Source organism: Modicisalibacter xianhensis (genome assembly GCF_900113605.1).
Lineage (GTDB): Bacteria > Pseudomonadota > Gammaproteobacteria > Pseudomonadales > Halomonadaceae > Modicisalibacter > Modicisalibacter xianhensis.
In genome coordinates this window covers 98598-117538 of record NZ_FOPY01000010.1, presented here as the reverse complement: position 1 = coordinate 117538, position 18941 = coordinate 98598, and the positions used below count along the sequence as shown (strand labels likewise).

At 64.4% G+C, this 18941-nt stretch carries 9 protein-coding genes; all 9 read right to left on the bottom strand.

What is annotated here, in order from left to right; translation table 11 throughout:
- Positions 1 to 3: 3 nt before the first annotated feature.
- A complete protein-coding gene (gene glgB, locus BM194_RS13175; RefSeq protein WP_092847435.1) occupies positions 4 to 2232 on the bottom strand; it encodes a 1,4-alpha-glucan branching protein GlgB in 2229 nt (742 codons plus the stop codon).
- Positions 2225 to 5563 carry a maltose alpha-D-glucosyltransferase gene (treS, locus tag BM194_RS13170; protein ID WP_092847554.1) on the bottom strand — a complete coding sequence of 1113 codons (3339 nt, stop codon included), beginning with the start codon at positions 5561 to 5563 and terminating at the stop codon, positions 2225 to 2227. Before treS ends, glgB begins: the two co-directional genes overlap by 8 nt.
- Before the next feature lie 23 nt (positions 5564 to 5586).
- Positions 5587 to 7620 carry an alpha-1,4-glucan--maltose-1-phosphate maltosyltransferase gene (locus tag BM194_RS13165; protein WP_218155399.1) on the bottom strand — a complete coding sequence of 678 codons (2034 nt, stop codon included), beginning with the start codon at positions 7618 to 7620 and terminating at the stop codon, positions 5587 to 5589.
- 92 nt (positions 7621 to 7712) lie between these two features.
- Positions 7713 to 9899, bottom strand: a complete 2187-nt coding sequence (glgX, locus tag BM194_RS13160) for a glycogen debranching protein GlgX (protein ID WP_218155398.1) — start codon at positions 9897 to 9899, stop codon at positions 7713 to 7715.
- Between the two features lie 90 nt (positions 9900 to 9989).
- Positions 9990 to 10655: a DUF2934 domain-containing protein gene (locus BM194_RS13155; protein ID WP_092847434.1), complete on the bottom strand. Its 666-nt coding sequence runs from the start codon at positions 10653 to 10655 to the stop codon at positions 9990 to 9992.
- 90 nt (positions 10656 to 10745) lie between these two features.
- Positions 10746 to 13538, bottom strand: a complete 2793-nt coding sequence (gene treY / locus BM194_RS13150) for a malto-oligosyltrehalose synthase (protein WP_092847432.1) — start codon at positions 13536 to 13538, stop codon at positions 10746 to 10748.
- Complete coding sequence (gene malQ, locus BM194_RS13145; RefSeq protein ID WP_092847430.1) at positions 13535 to 15667, bottom strand: 4-alpha-glucanotransferase; 2133 nt, start codon at positions 15665 to 15667, stop codon at positions 13535 to 13537. The genes treY and malQ overlap by 4 nt, the downstream gene beginning before the upstream one ends.
- A complete protein-coding gene (gene treZ / locus BM194_RS13140) occupies positions 15664 to 17484 on the bottom strand; it encodes a malto-oligosyltrehalose trehalohydrolase (RefSeq protein WP_092847428.1) in 1821 nt (606 codons plus the stop codon). The genes malQ and treZ overlap by 4 nt, the downstream gene beginning before the upstream one ends.
- A complete protein-coding gene (locus tag BM194_RS13135) occupies positions 17481 to 18908 on the bottom strand; it encodes an alpha amylase C-terminal domain-containing protein (RefSeq protein ID WP_177223413.1) in 1428 nt (475 codons plus the stop codon). Before BM194_RS13135 ends, treZ begins: the two co-directional genes overlap by 4 nt.
- Positions 18909 to 18941 lie beyond the last annotated feature (33 nt).

Below are 18941 nucleotides of genomic sequence, written 5' to 3'. Positions count from 1 at the left end.
CGATCAGCTTGCGGGGCGAAGCACCAGTACGCCAAGCGGGGGCAACGTCAACGACACGCTGGCCGTCTGCCCATGCAGCGGAGTGTCCTGGGCCTGTATCTGTCCCATGTTGCCGAGGTTGGTCCCGCCATAGCGCTCCGCATCGCTGTTGAAGATCTCTTCCCAAGGACCCATGGTGGGCACGCCGAGACGATAATCGTAGCGGGGAACCGGTGTCATGTTGGCCACCACCAGTACCGGCTCGCCGATCAGGTTCCAGCGCAGCCAGGCAAAGACGCTGTTGGCACTGTCATCGCCGACCACCCAGGCAAAACCTTCCGGCTCAGTGTCGCGCTCATGCAGCGGCGTCTCCTCCTGGTATAACCGGTTAAGATCGCCGACCAGGCGTTGGATGCCAGCATGGTGCGGCTCGCCGAGCAGCGACCAGTCGAGTTCACGATCATGACTCCATTCGCGCCACTGACCGAACTCGCAGCCCATGAACAGCAGTTTCTTGCCGGGTTGGGTCCACATGGTCGAGAGATAGGCTCGCAGGTTGGCGAACTGCTGCCACTCGTCGCCGGGCATCTTGCCAATCAGCGAGCCCTTGCCATGAACCACCTCATCGTGGGAGATGGGCAGCACGTACTTCTCGGAAAACGCGTAGACCATCGGGAAGGTCAGCTCGTTATGGGCATACGAGCGATAGACCGGGTCCTTCGAGATGTATTCCAGCGTGTCGTGCATCCAGCCCATGTTCCACTTGTAGGCGAATCCCAGGCCGCCATCGTGGGTCGGCTGGGTAACCCCCGGCCAGGCCGTGGACTCCTCGGCGATCACCGAGGCCCCCGGCACTTCCTCGTGGACCACCTCATTGAGATGGCGCAGAAATTCGATCGCCTCCAGGTTTTCCTGGCCACCGTACCTGTTGGGAATCCACTCTCCCTCGTTACGGGAGTAGTTGCGGTAGAGCATCGAGGCAACGGCGTCCACACGCAGCGCATCGATATGGAAGTGCCGCAACCAGTGCAGTGCCGAGGCCAGCATGAAGCCATGCACCTCACGCCGGCCCAGGTTATAGATGTAGGTGTTCCAATCCTGGTGAAACCCCTCGTAGGGATGCTCGTACTCGTAGAGTGCCGTGCCATCGAAGCGCGCCAGCCCGTGCGGGTCGGTGGGAAAGTGCGCCGGTACCCAGTCGAGGATGACCCCCAGTCCGGCCTGGTGGCAGGCATCCACGAAATAGGCGAAATCCTCGGGCTTGCCGAAGCGCCCACTGGGCGCGAACTGACCCAACGGCTGATAGCCCCAGGAACCACCGAACGGATGCTCCATGATCGGCAGTAATTCGACATGCGTGAAACCCATGTCGAGCACATAGGGAATCAGGTGCTCGGCCAGATCGCGCCAGCTGTAGGTCACGCCGTCGTGCCCGCCGTGCTTGCGCCATGAGGCGGCATGTACCTCATAGATGCTCATCGGCCGATCGGGCGCCTGGTGCTCGCCACGCTGGGCAATCCACTCGGCATCGTGCCAGGCGAACGGCGTGGTATCGGCGACCACCGAGGACGTGTGCGGTGGCGTCTCGGTGGCCAAGGCCACCGGATCGGCCTTGAGGGCGAGGGTGCCGTGGGCATCGAGAATCTCGTACTTGTAGACCTCGCCCGGCCCCAGCCGGGGCACGAATAGCTCCCAGACACCAGCGGGGTGGCGCAGGCGCATCACATGACGCCGCCCATCCCAGGCGTTGAATTTCCCGACCACCGAGACGCGCCGGGCATTCGGTGCCCAGACGGCGAAACGCACCCCGGAGACGCCATCCACCTCCATGGGCTGCGCGCCCAGACAGTGGCCGAGATTGCGGTGGTTGCCCTCGCCGATCAGGTAGAGATCCATCTCGCCGAGTAGTAGTCCGAATGAATAGGGATCCTCGGTTTCCTGCTCGCCCCCCGGCCAGCGGATACGCAGCCGGTAGGGCGCCACATGCGGTAACCGCCCGGCAAACAGCCCCGGGATCTGTATACCGGTCAGGCTGCAGCGACGCTCGCCGGTATCGCGGTCGAGCACGTCGACACCCAGGGCCCCCGGCAGATAGACCCGCAGCAGGCAGCTTTCTGCATCCTCATCGCCGCAGGCGTGCACGCCGAGCAGGGCGAACGGGTTGCCGTGCGTGCCTCGCGCCAGCGCTTCGGCGTCGTCAGGGGACAACCACAGGGCATCGTCCTTGATGATATTGACGTTCAGATCAGTCATGTGCCCCTCGCGTAGACAGTTGGTCGACGATGGCTGCCAGTCCGCGCAGCGGCACACCCAGCCAGGCGGGGCGATTGGCAGCCTCGTAGGCGATTTCATAAGCCGTCTTTTCCAGCACGAACAATTCCAGTGCCGCGTTGGCGCCTTCACTGGCCGTCCAGCGGTGAGCGATATTGCTGGCACTCTGCCAGTAGGCTGTCAGGAAGGCACGACGGCTCGTCAGTAGGTAACGCTCGGCGACGCCATGCGCCACTTCGACCGCGCTTTCGTCGCTGGCCTTGCCGGCGGCCGCCTCGTCCAGCTTGGCACCGGCATAATCGAAGGAACGCAACATGCCGGCCACGTCGCGTAGCGGGCAGTCCTTGGCGCGCCGTTCTTCCAGCGAGCGCGCTGGCTCACCCTCGAAGTCGATGATGTAGGCGTCGTCGTGTGCCACCAGCACCTGACCGAGATGCAGGTCGCCATGGATGCGGGTCAGCAGACTGCCCTTGGCCTGCTGCGCCAAGGGGTCGATGGCAGCCAGCAGGACATCGCGCTCGGCCAGCACCCGCTCGGCCAGCGCCTGGTCGGCCTCTCCGGCACTGCTCTTGTGCCGTTCGAGCAGACCCAGGGCCTTATCGACCTGTTCTCGAACCCGCTGCGACCACGCAGCCACGTGCGCGTCACCGGCCTGTTCCGGAGCAAAGTCAGGATTTTCACTCGGCGACGCCAGCACCCGATGCAGTTCGCCGAGTCGCTGCCCAAGGGTCGTCGCGAACACCTCGAGTTCGTCGAGTGCCCCGTAGCCCCCCTCCTCGGGGTTGGCCTCGGTGTCCTCGCTCGCCTCGCGAATCGCACGCTCGAGGGCGTTGCGCGTCCATGACCAGGCATCCCCCTGGTTGGCGATGAAGCCCTGTACGAGCATCAGGGTCTGCGACTCGCCGTCAACGTTGCGACGCGCCACCTCACCGTAGAGCGGCGGCACGTTGGCGAAGCCGTGCTCGCTCAGGTAATGGCCGATCTCGGCTTCGGGATGCAGCCCCGGCTCCAGACGCCGGAACAGCTTGAGCACCACCTTGTGGCCGATGATCACCGAACTGTTGGACTGCTCGACGTTGTTATGGGCAACATCGACGTCCTCGGGCAGTTCCAGTTCGCTCAGCGCCTGCGTTGGCACGAAGCGTATCTCGCCTTCGTCACAGGGCAGGCTGACCCCGGTGCGCAGCAGGTCGAGGATGCGCAGGGCAAAGGCGTCCAGCCCCAGTGCATCGGTCAGCAGGCCAACGTCGCGCCCGCGACGAACCCGTGCCAGCGCCAATTGCTGGGCCATGGCCCCGCCACGCTCGTCCTCGCCCAAAAAGCCCAGCGGCAACTGGTAGCGCTCGGTACCCTGGGAATGCTCAACCTCGAGTTCACTGAGCAACATGGTGTGCTGAGCATCCTCGATGCGTACCGCATAGGGGATACGGACCCGCTGGATACGTGCCTGCTTGGCAGCGAACCAGCGCCGCTTGGGCAGGTACTTGGGCAGGGCCTCGTTCTCCAGCATGCCGCGTGACGGCGTGTCGAGAATCTCCTCCAGATGGCGCTTGATGATCAGCGTGACGTAATCCGGCATGGGCTCGGGGGCCGGCACGTGCCACTCGGGCATGGCGGTCTCGGGCGCCAGCAGGAACCAGTAGAAGCCGTAGGGTGGCAAGGTCAGCAGGTAGGGCAAGTTGCCTATCGGCGGAAAGGCGCTGCCGCCGACCATTTCCACCGGCACCTGTCCGGCAAAGGCCGACAGGTCGAGTTCCACCGCCTGGGCGTTGCGTGCCACGTTGGCCACGCACAGCAGCACCTCGCTCTCGCCATTGTCCAGGGTCATCTCGCGCAGGTAAGCGAGGATGTGCCGGTTACGGGGATACAGCGGACGCATGGTGCCACGACTGAACGCGCGATGCTGGCTACGCACCACCAGCAGCCGGCGCATGTTGTTGAGCAGCGAGTGGGGATCGCGGGCCTGCGCCTCGACGTTGATCGATTGATAACCGTACAGCGGATCCATGATGGCCGGCAGCACGAGCTTGGCAGGGTCGGCCTTCGAGAAACCGCCGTTGCGGTCCATCGACCACTGCATCGGGGTGCGCACGCCATCGCGGTCGCCCAGGTAGATGTTATCGCCCATGCCGATCTCGTCACCGTAGTAGAGCACCGGCGTGCCCGGCATCGACAGCAGCAGGCTGTTGAGCAATTCGACGCGGCGCCGGTCGCGCTCGAGCAGCGGTGCCAGGCGACGCCGGATGCCCAGATTGATACGTGCACGGCGGTCGGCGGCGTAATGATTCCAGAGATAGTCACGCTCCTTGTCGGTGACCATCTCCAGGGTCAGTTCGTCATGGTTGCGCAGGAAGATCGCCCACTGGCAGGTCGGCGGGATCTCCGGCGTCTGCCGCAGGATATCGGTGATCGGGAACCGGTCTTCCTGGGCCAGCGCCATGTACATCCGTGGCATCAGCGGAAAATGAAACGCCATGTGGCATTCGTCGCCATCGCCGAAATAGGGCCGCGTATCCTCCGGCCACTGATTGGCCTCGGCCAGTAACATGCGGTCCGGATAGCGCTCGTCGATCACCGTGCGGATCTTCTTGAGTACGTCGTGCGTCTCGGGCAGGTTCTCGTTATTGGTGCCCTCGCGCTCGACCAGGTAGGGAATCGCATCCAGGCGCAGCCCGTCGACCCCCATGTCCAGCCAGTACTCCATGACCTTGAGCACTTCGTCGAGCACCTGGGGGTTGTCGAAGTTCAGATCCGGCTGGTGGGAATAGAAGCGGTGCCAGAAGTAGGCATTGGCGACCGGATCCCAGGTCCAGTTGGACGACTCGGTATCCAGGAAGATGATGCGCGTGCCGGGATACTTCTGGTCGCTGTCCGACCACACGTAGAAGTCGCGCTCCGGCGAACCCGGCGGCGCGCGGCGCGCGCGCTGGAACCACTCGTGCTGATCCGAGGTGTGGTTGATGACCAGTTCGGTGATCACGCGCAGGCCACGCTTGTGTGCTTCCGCGATGAAGCGCTGGGCGTCCTCGAGCGTGCCATAGTCGGGGCTGACGCCGGTATATTCGGCAATATCGTAGCCGTCATCGCGCCTCGGCGACGGGTAGAACGGCAGAATCCAGATGGTGTTCACGCCCAGGCTGACAATGTAATCCAGCTTCTCGATCAGCCCCCTGAAGTCCCCGATGCCGTCATCGTTGGCATCGAAGAACGACTTGACGTGCACCTGGTAGATGACGGCGTCCTTGTACCATAGCGGATCGTCGAGAAAATCGATGGTCTCGACGGCGTGCGACTCGCTGCTGGCATCCATCATGGTGCTATTTCCTCCTTGGCTGATCAGCGCACCGGGTGGATGCGCCAGATGGCGAACGGCAAATGCCACGGCTCCAATCGCATCGACTGCCATTTGCCATGCCATGTCCAGCGATGACCGGACATCAAGTCTTCCACGTGCAGCGCTGCGTCATCGGGCAGGTCGAACTCCCACAGCGGTAGTTCGAAGGGGCCTTCCTGGGCCTCGAACGGATCGAGGTTGACCATCACCAGAATGAAGTTGCCCAGGTCATCGGTACGCTTGCCGAAGTACAGCAACCGATCGTTGTGCACGGGATAGAAAGCGATCCCTAGATGAGTCTGCAGCGCCCGATTCTCGCGGCGGATGCGATTGAGCTGGGTAATCTCGTAGGTGATGTTGCCGGGTGCGGTGTAGTCGCGTGGCTTGATCTCGTACTTCTCGGAGTCGAGGTACTCCTCCTTGCCCGGCACCGGCTCGCCTTCGCAAAGCTCGAACCCGGAATACATGCCCCACAGCCCGGAGCCCATGGTGGCCAGTGCGGCACGGATCAGGAAGCCGGGGCGCCCCGAGGACTGCAGGAAATAGGGATTGATGTCCGGCGTATTGACGAAGAAATTGGGCCGGTAGCACTCGCGCATCGGCGACTCGTTGAGCTCGGTCAGATACTCGGTCAACTCGCCCTTGGTGTTACGCCAGGTGAAGTAGGTATAGCTCATGTTGAAGCCGATCTTGCCCAGGCGCTTCATCATCGCCGGCCGGGTGAAGGCTTCGGCCAGGAACAATACGCCCGGATCACGCGAGCGGATGTCAGCGATCAGCCATTCCCAGAACGGCAGCGGCTTGGTATGCGGATTGTCGACGCGGAAGATCTTCACGCCTTCGTCCACCCAGCCCTGCACCACGTCGCGCAGCGTCAGCCACAGCGAGGGCACGGAATCCTCGGCATAGAAGTCGACGTTGACGATGTCCTGGTATTTCTTTGGCGGGTTCTCGGCGTAGCGCAGCGACCCGTCGGGCCGCCAGGAAAACCAGCCGGGATGCTCCTTGAGCCAGGGGTGATCCGGCGAGCACTGGATGGCGAAGTCCAGGGCGATCTCCAGGCCGTGTTCGGCGGCAGCCTTGACCAGGTTGCGAAAATCCTCGCGCGTGCCGAGTTCGGGATGGATCGCGTCATGGCCGCCCTCTTCACTACCGATGGCATACGGGCTGCCAGGATCATCCGGGCCGGCCTGCAGCGTATTGTTGCGCCCCTTGCGGTGGGCCCGCCCCACCGGGTGGATCGGTGGAAAATAGAGCACGTCGAAGCCCATGTCGCGGATCATCGGCAAGCGCTTGTGAACATCGTCGAAGGTGCCATGCCGATTGGGGTCGTCGGTTTCAGAGCGCGGGAACAGCTCGTACCAGCTACCGAACTGGGCCGCGCGGCGCTCGACCTCGAGTGGATAGGCCGCCTCGCTGCGCGCCAGGTGCGGTCGTGCATCGGCGGCATGCATCGCCTGGGCGGTGCGGGTATCGAGCATGACGCCGACGCGCTCGCCATCGCTGTGGCAGGCCTGGAAGCGTTCGTGGATTTCTTCCAGGGTGTCGCGCAACTCCCCTTCCGAGCGCTCGGCGGCGGCCGTCACCAGGCGACGCCCTTCCTCGAGCTCGAGCGAGACCGGCACGCCTGCCTGATGCTTCTTGAACAGTTCGTCGCGGTAGGTGCCGAACACATCCCACCACGCCTCGATCACGAAGGTATGCCGACCGACCCGGTGCGGAATGAAGGTCGTCTCCCAGATATCCTTGCCCAGCGGCCGCACCAGATGCATCGGCTCGCGCCGGCACTGGTCCTGGTCGTCGCACCAGTTAACGGCGGCCGCCAGCACGTCATGGCCGTCGGCAAAGATCACTGCGGAGACGGTGACCGGCTCGCCGGCGATCGCCTTGGCGGCAAACCGCCCATGCTCGAGCGACGGCTGAACGGACTCGATGGCGATACGCGGCGATTGCGCCGCTGCCTGGACACTGTCATCTCCCGGCGATGACGCAGCCATCGTGTCCGGAGTCAGGTGTACGGATGAACTCGTTGTCATTGGCGTCTCCTTCCGTCCCTGGGGCGGAGTTGCGGTCTGTGCGGCATGGCCGTGCTGCCCCTTACGGGCATCACACGGCCGCGACTTCAAGGCTAGGCGCGCTCCTGGACCAGTTCCAGCAGCGCTAGAGAGCGCCCCATGAGGCGATGGTCATCACCGAAGGCGCGTTGACAGTTGGTATCCTCGGGGGCCATGGCCGTATCCAGCCGACACATCCAGCCATTGCCCCGCGGGACCTCGGGCAACTGGAATGACACGGCCTCGGGATGGGCGTTGAGCAACAGCAGCAGCGTGACATCGGCGCCAGGTCGGCGCACACCGCTGGGCCGGGCACGCCCATCGAGAAGCACGCCAATGCTGCGCGCCTCGGGATCTTCCCAGCGCTCGACATCCATCTCGCTGCCATCCGGTGTCAACCAGGTGACTTCCTTGAGCCCCAACTCCTCATTGTAGTCACCGCTCAAGAAGCGTCCGCGGCGCAGGATCGGGTAACGCTGACGCAAGGCGATGATATGGCGCAGGTAGTCGATCATGGCGTGCGCATCGCCGCTCATGTTCCAGTCCAGCCAATTGATCTCGTTGTCCTGGCAATAAGCGTTGTTGTTGCCGCCCTGGGTACGCAGCATCTCGTCGCCGGCAAGCACCATCGGGGTGCCTTGGGAGAACATCAGCGTGGCAAAGAAATTGCGGATCTGGCGCAGGCGCAGCGTGCGGATGTCGGGATCGTCGGTCGGCCCCTCGACACCGTGGTTCCACGACAGGTTGTGGTCGTGCCCGTCGTTGTTGTCCTCGCCATTGGCCTCGTTGTGCTTTTCGTCGTACGAGACCAGGTCGTACAGGGTGTAGCCGTCGTGGGCGGTCACGAAATTGACCGAGGCGAACGGGCGCCGCCCGCGACGATCGAAGAAGTCCGCCGACCCCATGATGCGGGTCGCCAGTTCGGCCAGTTGGCCTTCGTCGCCACGCCAGAAGGCGCGTGTGGTGTCGCGATAGCGGTCGTTCCACTCCGCCCAGCCGGGCGGAAAGCCGCCCACCTGATAACCGCCAGGACCGCAGTCCCAAGGCTCCGCGATCAGCTTGACCTGGCTGAGCACCGGGTCCTGACGGCAGGAGTCAAGGAAGCCACCGCCTTCGTCGAAGCCATGCGGCTCGCGACCGAGAATGGTCGCCAGATCGAAGCGGAAGCCGTCGACGCGCATTTCGGTAGCCCAGTAGCGCAGCGAGTCGGTGACCATCTGCAGCACGCGTGAATGGCTAAGATTGACCGTGTTGCCGGTACCGGTGTCATCGATGTAATAGCGCAGGTCGTCCGGCATCAGCCGGTAATAGGAGGCATTGTCGATGCCCTTGAGTGACAATGTCGGGCCAAGCTCGTTGCCTTCCGCCGTATGGTTGTAGACGACGTCGAGAATCACTTCGAGATCGGCGGCATGGAAACGCGCCACCATCTCCTTGAACTCGTTGATGCTGTCGCCGGCCAGGTAGCTGGAATGCGGCGCGAAGAACCCCAGGGTGTTGTAGCCCCAGTAGTTGCGCAGCCCTTTCTCCAGCAAATGCTGATCCTGAACGAAGGCGTGAATCGGCATCAGCTCCACCGACGACACCCCCAGCGAGCGGATGTGGTCGATCACCTCGTTGACCATCAGCCCCGAGAACGTGCCGCGCTGCGCTTCAGGCACCGCCGGATGGTGCATGGTGTAGCCACGCACATGGGTCTCGTAGACGATGGTGTGATCCCAGGGCATCTGGATACGTTGCGAACGCCCCCAGGTAAAGGCGGGATCGACGACCCGGCATCGCGGCATGAACGGCGCGCTATCACGCTCGTCGAAGCTCAGATCCTCGTCGGGATGACCGATGGTGTAGCCGAACAGCGCCTCGTCCCAGACCAACTCGCCAACGATCTGTCGGGCATACGGATCGAGCAGCAGCTTGTTGGGATTGAAGCGATGCCCCTCTTCAGGGGCATAGGGCCCGTGAACGCGATAGCCGTACAACTGTCCCGGACGCGCATCGGGCAGGTAGCCATGCCACACCTCGTCGGTGTATTCAGGCAGTTCGATGCGCTCGACCTCATGTTCGCCATCGGCATCGAACAGACACAGCTCGACCTTGGTGGCATGGGCCGAGAACAGGGCAAAGTTGACTCCCAATCCATCCCAGGTCGCCCCCAGGGGAAAGGGCAATCCTTCACGCACCCGCGAACGGTTCCTGACGAGCGGAGGCTCGTTGGTCATGGCTGGCTCGTCGTTCTGGCGCGGTGCTTCCTTGGTAGTCATTCCTTACATCCTTGGGTCAGGCAGGCCAACGAGACCCTTCCCGATCGCCTGCCCGACATCATGTCGCAGGGGTTACTCAACTGTCCGGCGTCATTTTTTGTTCTTGCGCGCCGTGTCGCTGGTCTTGGTCTTCTTCTCGCCCTTCTCGGGCGTCTCGCTCTTGGTGCCTGTCGCCGACCGCGACCGGGTCGATGTTCCGGCCGCCTTGCCGCCCGACTTGGCTTTCGACGCGGTACTTGCCTTGGCCGACTTGGTGCTGGTCGCCTTGGTCGCCCCGGCCCGTGAGCGCGTGGTGGCACTTCTGCCTGGCGACGAGGTATCGGTGGCATTGGGTTGGGAAACAGTGTCTTCGGTGCGACGGGGTTTGCGCGCACGCTTCACCGTGGCGGATTCCTCAGGCAATGGCGTTTCAGCACTGGCCGCATCGCTCCGCGTTACCGGCACCCCCTCCCGCTCACGGCCCAGATTGCGATCCGGGGCCTCGTCGGCGAGCGCATCCGCCTCCGGGTCCGTGGACGACCCCAGGCCCAAGTCATCCTGGTCCACACCGAGGTCGTCATCGCGTACGGGCAGATCCGGGTCTGTATCGTCGGGTTCGATTTCGACATCCGGATGCGCCTCGCGTCCCGACTCATGCTCAGCCGCGACGATCTTGCGCGCCATTTCCCAGTGACGTTGTTCCTGCCCGTCGGGGCGTCCCTCGGATTCCCAGATGCGATAGGCCAACTGGCGTATCCGCAGTTCGTCGTCTGCCATCCTCTAGCTCCCCTTAGCCCTGGTCATGAGACGTCAGCACGCGAGCATGACCCGGCGGCTTATGTGTGCCTCATTGAAGTCCATATATCTCTAGCCATCGCGCGCAGCCCCATCGTCCCTGGCCAGGACAGCGACCGGGAACGCACCCAGCAACTCACCGACCGGAATCGTCCCTTCGCGTAGCCGAAGCGTGGAATCCGACAGCACATCGCGCCACTCTCCCTGCATCGCTGGCATGACCTGAAGTTGGGTATCGCCCCAGTTTTCCGCCGGTATATGGGGTAGCGTAGTCCCTTCCAGCAGTTTTGCGGGCATGCGCGGCACCACGACCATTACCGCCTGTGCGTCATGCTCACGCATGAAGCCCAGCACATGACTGGCCTTGTCGCCAGCGACATGCAGCGGTTGATAATCGCCTTCGGCAAACAGGGTCGGAGAGTGGCGGCGCAACATCAGCAGGCGATGCACCACCGCCTGCTTGACCTGACCATCGTGCCAGTGCGCCATGGCCTCGGCCGGCGATTCGCCCCGCCCCAGCGAGGCTTGGCGGGCCGCATAATCGACGGGACGGCGATTGTCCGGATCGACGAGACTGAAGTCCCAGTATTCGGTGCCCTGATAGAGGTCGGGCACGCCGGGCACGGTCATGCGCAGCGCTACCTGAACCAGGCCATTGATGGCGCCGGGCAGGTCCAGCTCCCGGGCAGCGGTACGCAGGGCGAGACGACGGCCCGGCTCGGCGAGCCACCCTTCGAGGAATGCCCGGCACGCCTGTTCGTAGCCTTCGTCAGGCCACAGCCAATGGCTGCGCAGCTTGGCCTCACGCAACGCCTTCATCTGCCACTGGGCAAGGCGCTCGGTAAATTCGCCCATGGCCTCGTCGTCGTCTGCCTCGAGAGATGGCGGCCAGGCCCCCAGCAGCATCTGGTAGAGAATCAACTCGTCGCCCGGTGAGGGTGCCATGCCGCTGGGCACGTCGCGACGCAACGGGCTGGCCTGGCTACGCCACTCGCGCACACGCTCGGCGAACGCCTCGGCCCGTTCGCTCAACACCGCCAGGCGCGCTCGCACGTCTTCGCCACGCTTGTGGTCGTGGGTTGCCGTAGTGACCAGCGAGTGCGGAAAATGGTGATGGCGAAACGCGCTGGCAGTGTGGAATTCCGCAGGAGCGACACAGAAGTTCTGCGGGTCGAAGCCCACATCGTTACGCGATATGAGTACGGTACTGCGATACCCGGCGGTGTCCTCCACCGCCTTGGCCGCCGCCGGTGACGTCAGTTGCTGGAAGCGGGTCATGGCACGCAGGCGCAGGCTACGCACATCGTCATCCTGGCAGTCGCGGGGCGCTTCGCCGCCCAACCAGCGCTCCAGTTGCTCAAGCACCGCCACATCGGGGGGATTCAGCGCATCTCGCGCCCCGGTCATTGCCTGCTGAAAGAACGGCTCGTCCTGCCTGGGGCGCCCGTGCTCATCAGCATAGGTGCGATAGACCGGGAAGTGCACAACCAAGGCCTTCAAGGCGCGCTTGATCGCGCCCAGCGTAATGTCCCGCGTCTCGCGGCTGGCCCGGGCCACCCTGTGCAGGGCCAGGCCGCAGGCCTCGAATTCGCTGGCCAGCACGGTGTCGAGCATTTCCGCTCGCGCCTGGCGAACCTCGGCCAGGAAATCGTCTTCACGCCCGCTGATCTCGCGCCACAACCCACGCAACGGCACCGCCCCGTCGGGATCATGCTGGACCCCGGACACCTCGTTCATGAATTCATAGCCGGTAGTGCCGTCCACACCCCAATCGGTATGCAGGTGCTCGCCTTCAGCGAGGATCTTCTCCACATACAGCGCAGCCCGACCAGGCACGTCGGCGGGCCGCTTGTCCTGCAGCAGGTCGAGGCGTTCACGCAGGCGCAGGCAATAGCCCCGCGGGTCGGCCAGCCCATCGACATGATCGACACGCAGGCCATCCACCCAGCCCGCCTCGACGAGACGCAGGATCAAGGGGTGTGTTGCCTCGAAGACCTCGGGCAGCTCGACACGCAGGCCGCCCAGTTCGGTAATGTCGAAAAAGCGCCGCCAATTGATCTCGTCGGAGGCGGTGCGCCACCAGGCCAGCCGGTAATTCTGTCGCTCGAGCAGGGCATGCAATCGCTCGGCCCCGGCCGGTGAATTGCCTGCGAAATGTTCCAGTGCACGGGACAATGCACCTCGGGCCATCTCGTCCTCGAGTGCGTGGCGCAACTGACGCCGCAACTCACCGACGCTGGTATAGGCATCGAGACGCGTCTGCAACCCGTCGAACTGCACCGCGAGTTCGTGCAATGCCTCATGCTCGGCATGACGCAGGATATCGCCATAGCGGCGCGGATCGATGGGAAAACGATGTTCGTGGTATTCGAGGGTGAAACTCGCCGACTCGGGGACATAGGCCAGCTTGAGCAGGCCCGAGGTCAGCACTTCATCGTAGGGCGCCCCCAGAAACGGTACCAACAGACGCCCCTTGAGCAGCGGATCGGGCGATTGCCAGTCGATGTCGAAGAAATCGGCGTACGGACTGTCGCGCCCCCAGGCCAGGACTTCCTGCCACCAGGGATTTTCCGAGCCGCCCACCGCAACATGGTTGGGCACGATATCCAGGATCAGTCCCATGCCTCGCGAGCGCAACTGCTCCACCAGCCGCTCGAGTGCCGCTTCGCCACCGATTTCCGGATCGATGCGGGTCGGGTCGATGCCGTCATAACCATGCGTCGAGCCGGCCCGGGAGGCCAGTAGCGGCGAGGCATAGGCATGACTCACACCAAGCTCGGCAAAATAGTCGACCCACTGTGCAGCATCGTCGAGGGTAAAATCGGCATGAAACTGCAGTCGTACGGTCGCACGAATGTCCTTCATGACTTGGGCTCCAGAGGCGCGTGTGCGACCTGTCGCGAAATGTCTCGGGTGCGCTGCAACTCGCCCAGGCGATGACGCACTTCATCGGGCGCCAGCAGCGTATCGGCCTCGCTCATCCAGCGCCGCCGCCAGTTGGGATGCTCATCGAGCGTACCGGGCAGGTTGGCCTGCTCCTCGAGCCCCAGCACGTCTTCTACTGGCAGGATCGCCAGCGGTGACGGCGTGTGCCCTATATGCCGGGCACAGGCATCCAGCACCTGCGACGCCGACAGGTCCGAGGCCTGCAATGTCGCGGGGCGTGGGGATGCGTGACCAAGCAGTTCCAGTGTGCCTGCCAGGCTGGCCCGTGCCTTGCCGCGTGCCTGACGCTCGCTATCGGCATCCTGATCCTCGCCAAGCATGTCCAGCCGGCTTCGCCAGTCGATGTCGCGCCCGGCCCACCAGCCGGCCACGGTGGGCAGGTCATGGGTCGAGGTAGTCGCCATGGCGGTGTTCGACCACTGTGTGGCGGGCAGGAAACCACCGTTGTCATCCTCCTCGAACCACAGCACCTGCATGCCGAGGATGCCGCGCTCGGCAAGCTTGTCGCGAAAGCCGGGCGCCACGGTGCCCAGATCCTCGCCGATGACAATGCCGCGATGACGCCAGGATTCCAGCGCCACCAGCCGCAGCATGTCGTCCAGCGGATAGCTCACGTAGCCACCTTGCGTCGGCGGAGCGCCATGTGGCACCAGCCACAGGCGCATCAACCCGAGAATGTGATCGATGCGCAGCCCGCCGGCATGCCGGAAACTGGCGCGCAGCATGTCGATGAAGGTGCGAAAGCCGGAGCGCACCAGGCCATGCGGAGAGAAGGCCGCCAACCCCCAGTCCTGGCCCTGGGCGTTAAAGGCATCGGGCGGCGCACCGACCGACACGCCTTCGAGCATCTCGCCCTGCCGGCTCCAGGACTGGCTGCCGGCGTCATCGGTACCCACCGCCAGATCGGCGATCAGACCGATCGACATGCCGGCTTCGCGCGCCACGGCCTGGGCGTCGGCCAGGCCTTCCGTCACCTGCCACTGCAGGAAGGCATGGAAGCCCACCTCGTGAGCATGCTCTTCGGCAAAGCGCGCAACCTCGGGACTGGCCGGGTCCTGCAGGGGCGCCGGCCAGTCCCGCCAGTAGCCGGCACCGCGCACGGCCTGCAAGGCCTCGAAACGGCAGTGATCCTCGAGCGAGCTACCCCCGGCTTCACGGAACTCGGCCAACCGACGGCGCAACGCGAGCGCCTCGTCGTCGTCGCGCACCAGAAGATCATCGTAGAGCCTGCGCAGCCAGGTCAGCTTGGCACGCCCCGCGGCGGGCCAATCGAGATCATCGTCGGCTTCGAGCCGACGCAGGTCGTCATCCAGCCCGCAGACGGCGGTGGCACGGGCGACGGCCTGCTCGCCCAACAACCGCTCGGGGGCACCGTACAGCGCATTGCTGAGCAGCCGGCTGGACGGCGAATAAGGGCTGTAGCGCTCGGGATCGGCACTGAACATGGCATGAGTCGGGCTGATGGCCAGCGTGGCGGCGCCCTGCTCGGCCGCCCGGCGGGCAAAGTGCGCCAGCGCCAGGGTATCGCCGATGCCGCCATCGCCGGGACGACGCAGCGCATAGAGCTGTACGGCCATCCCCCATAGCCGGGGCGCCGGCTGACCACTGGCATCCGCCGGACCGAAGCACTGCTGCGGTGCGACGGCCACGGTCAGTTCGGTACCCGCAATACGTAGACGGTGATACCCCATCTCGGCAATAGGTGGCAGCCGGCCATCCACCCCGATTTCGCCACGCTGCTCGTCGCCGCCTTCCAGCGTCAGCCAGTAAGTCGTGCCCGGGGAGACCGCACCGGGCAAGGCGACCGGCGACTCGCAGTCGGCCGTAATCAACGGTGGCCACTGTGCAGGCTCCCCGGGGTGACGCCATTGTTCCAGGCGCGTGAGGCTGGCCTCGATCGCCGCCTCGTCATCGGCAGGGAAGCCCAGCACGCCAAGCAGGGTGCGCTGCGTGTCGGGCGAGAGTTCGCAGGGTTCGCTGTCGCTGTTTTCCCACTCGACGAGCAGGCCGGCGGCGTCGGCAAGTTCCCTGAGGCGATCGTCGCTCATGCAGTAACCTCGTTGGTGTCTTCGCTATCCAGCCAGGCGGCAGCGCCGTGCGACACAAGGCGCCCTTCCGTCACGCCGCCGGCTACACCGGGACGCGACTCGAACAGACAGCGCCCATTGCCAATCCCTTGTACCGGCACCTCGCTGCCGCTGAGGTTGAGGGCAATGGTCAACCGGCTGCCGTCGTTCATGCGCCAGCGCGCTACCACGGCCTTGTCGCCCAGCGCTTGAGCGCCCAACGACCGGGTACCCGGCAGCCGCGGCACGATGTCGTGGTGGCGCAGGCGCAGCAGGGTTCGGGTGCGGTCCAGCCAATCGTCGTGCGGGGGCGTCTCACGCAACTGGTAGTCGGGGACCGAATCCTCGAACGTCTGCGGCGCATTGGGATCGGGAATGCGACTGCGCGTTGCCTCATCCCGGAACACACTGAAATCGGCGAATTCGGCGCGTCGTCCCTCGCGCACGGCATCGGCCAGTTCATCGTGATGTTCGGTGAAGAACAGGAAGGGGCGCGTTGAGCCCCACTCCTCGCCCATGAACAGCAACGGCACCATCGGCGACAGCAGCAACAGCACGCTGGCGGCGACGAGTGCATCGGGATCGGCCAGTACACTCAGGCGTTCGCCGAGGGCACGATTGCCGGTCTGGTCATGGTTCTGTAGGAAGATCACGAACGCGCTGGTCGGCAGGTGCGCACTGGGCTCGCCGCGCGTATGCCCATGACGCGAACGCTCGCCCTGGTAGATGAACCCTTCGCTCAGGCAGCGCACCAGCTTGGCTGTGGCATCCTCGACGAAATCCGAGTAGTAGCCCTCATGCTCCCCGGTAAGCAACACGTGCATGACGTTGTGCCAGTCGTCGCTCCACTGGGCGGTATAGTGATCGGCATCGAGCAGGCTGGCGTTGTTGCCTTCGTTCTCAAGAACCAGGTGAACGTGACGCTGCGGATCGACGTGGCGTCGAATCTCCTGGGCCATCTCGACCAGGAAGTCGCGCTCGCTGATGGCATGTACGGCATCGAAACGCAGTCCGTCGAAGCGGTACTCCTGCAGCCACATCAGGGCATTGTCGATGAAGTAGCGGCGCACATGCGGCTCGCGAAAATCGATGGACGGCCCCCAGGGCGTCTGCAGGTCCTCACGAAAGAAGGCATCGGCGTAGGTCGCCAGGTAGTTGCCGTCCGGGCCGAAGTGGTTGTAGACCACGTCGAGGAAGACCATCAACCCATGGGCATGGGCCTCGTCGATCAGCGCCTTCATGTCGTCCGGGCTACCGTAGGAGGCTTCCACGGCGTAGGGCAACACGCCGTCGTACCCCCAGTTGCGCCCGCCGGGAAACTCGGAGACGGGCATCAGTTCGATGGCGGTGATACCGAGTTCGGCCAGGTAGGGCAGTTTCTCGCGAACACCGGCCAGGCCGCCCAGCGTGCCGACATGCAGCTCATAGAGCACAGTCTCGTGCCATGGGCGACCTTTCCACGCGGTATGGCGCCATTGATAGCGCTGCGGGTCGATGACCAGGCTAGGCCCGTCGATATCACCCTCCTGGGCCCGCGAGGCGGGGTCGGGTACCAATGTCCCCTCGTCGTCGTCCGACGCGAACACACGGTAGCGGTAGCGTGCGCCATGCCCGCAGGCCACCTCGGCTTCGTAATGCCCTTCGGTGGTTGGCTGCATTGGCTGGCTACCGTGTCCCTCCACTTCGACATGCACGGCATGGGCGCTGGGTGCCCAGAACACGAAATGGGTACGTTCGGTATCCAGCAGGTGGGCGCCGTAGGTCGGCGTGAAGATGGCCTGTCGTGTTTCGTCCTTCATGCGGGCCAGTCTCCTTGTCTCAGCAGCAGTGTGGCCAATGGCGGCAAGGTCAACTCCAGCGAGGCCGGATAGCCATGGCTGGGCGACAATTGCGCCCTGACGCCATGCGCATTGCCGACGTTCGAGCCACCATAGAATGTACTATCGGTATTGAGCACCTCGTACCATGTCCCCAGCGCCGGCACCCCCAGGCGGTAGCCGGACAGGACATGGGGCGTGAAATTGGCAATCGCCAGCAGTGGTGCCGTGCCCTCGGGCCCGTAGCGCAGGAAGGCGATCACGCTGTTGGCGCTGTCGTCACCGACGACCCAGGCGAAGCCTTCCGGCTGGCAGTCGAAGTAATGCAGGGCCGGTTCGTTGCCATAGAGGCGGTTGAGATCGGCGACCAGGCGCAACATGCCGGCATGGCAGGGATCGTCGAGCAGCGACCAGTCGAGCTCGCCGGCCGGGCGCCAGCCCTGGCCATGCGCGAACTCGGTGCCCATGCCGACCAGCTTCTTGCCCGGATGCGCCCACATGAAGCCGAGCCCGGCACGCAGGTTGGCAAAGCGCTGCCAAGTATCGCCGGCCATGCGTCCCAGCCAGGTTGCATCGCCATCATCGGACTGCTCGTCGATCAGCGGCAGCACGAAATGCGATTCGAAGGCGCTGGCCAGACCCTCGACCAGGCGATGATGATGGTGACCGCGCACCTCGGGCGGCTCGCTCAGGTAGGCCTGCGTGGCCCGCGACCAATGGGTGTTGAGCGCCAGGGCGCGCGCCGCGACCGGTGCCGCGTCGGCATCGTGATCGTCGACGAACAGCAGGACGTCCGGGACCTGGGCCACCAGGGCGTCCATGAAACGCCCCAGAGCGGCGCCATCACTCTCAGGCGAGGCCGGCTTGAGGCGCAACCCATCGATATGCAGCAATTCGAGCCAGTCATGCGCCAACGCAAGCGAGGTCGGCGCGTCCAGATCCGCCTGCGGAAAGGCCAGTGGCCATTCGACGATCACGCCGAGACCGCCGACATGGCAGGCCTCGACGAACCGGGCGAAGGCTACGCCGGCATCCGCCTCGGCCACATGCCTGACCTCGACATGCGTAAACCCCAGGTCGGCGGCATAGGGCACCAGCCGGGAGGCCAGGGCTTCCCAGCCCAACGGGTTTCCCGCTGTGTCATGACGCCAGGCGTGCGGATCGAGCCGATAGATCGACAGGGGATAGAGCAACGGGTCCTCGCGGCGACGTTGCCGCATCCACACGGCATCTTGCCAACGGTGCGAGGCCAGGCAGCCCTGCCAGGCGCCTCGCTGCCCCTCGTGCATCTGCGCATGCTCGCTGGCGACATGCCCTTCCAGGGCGGTCCACCACGCACTGACCGTGTCCTGCAGCGTCGCTCCGGAAGACGGCAACGGCGACCGGAGGGAAAAATGGCTGGTCATGGTTACCATCCTTGTCATGTGAAGCATGCCGGG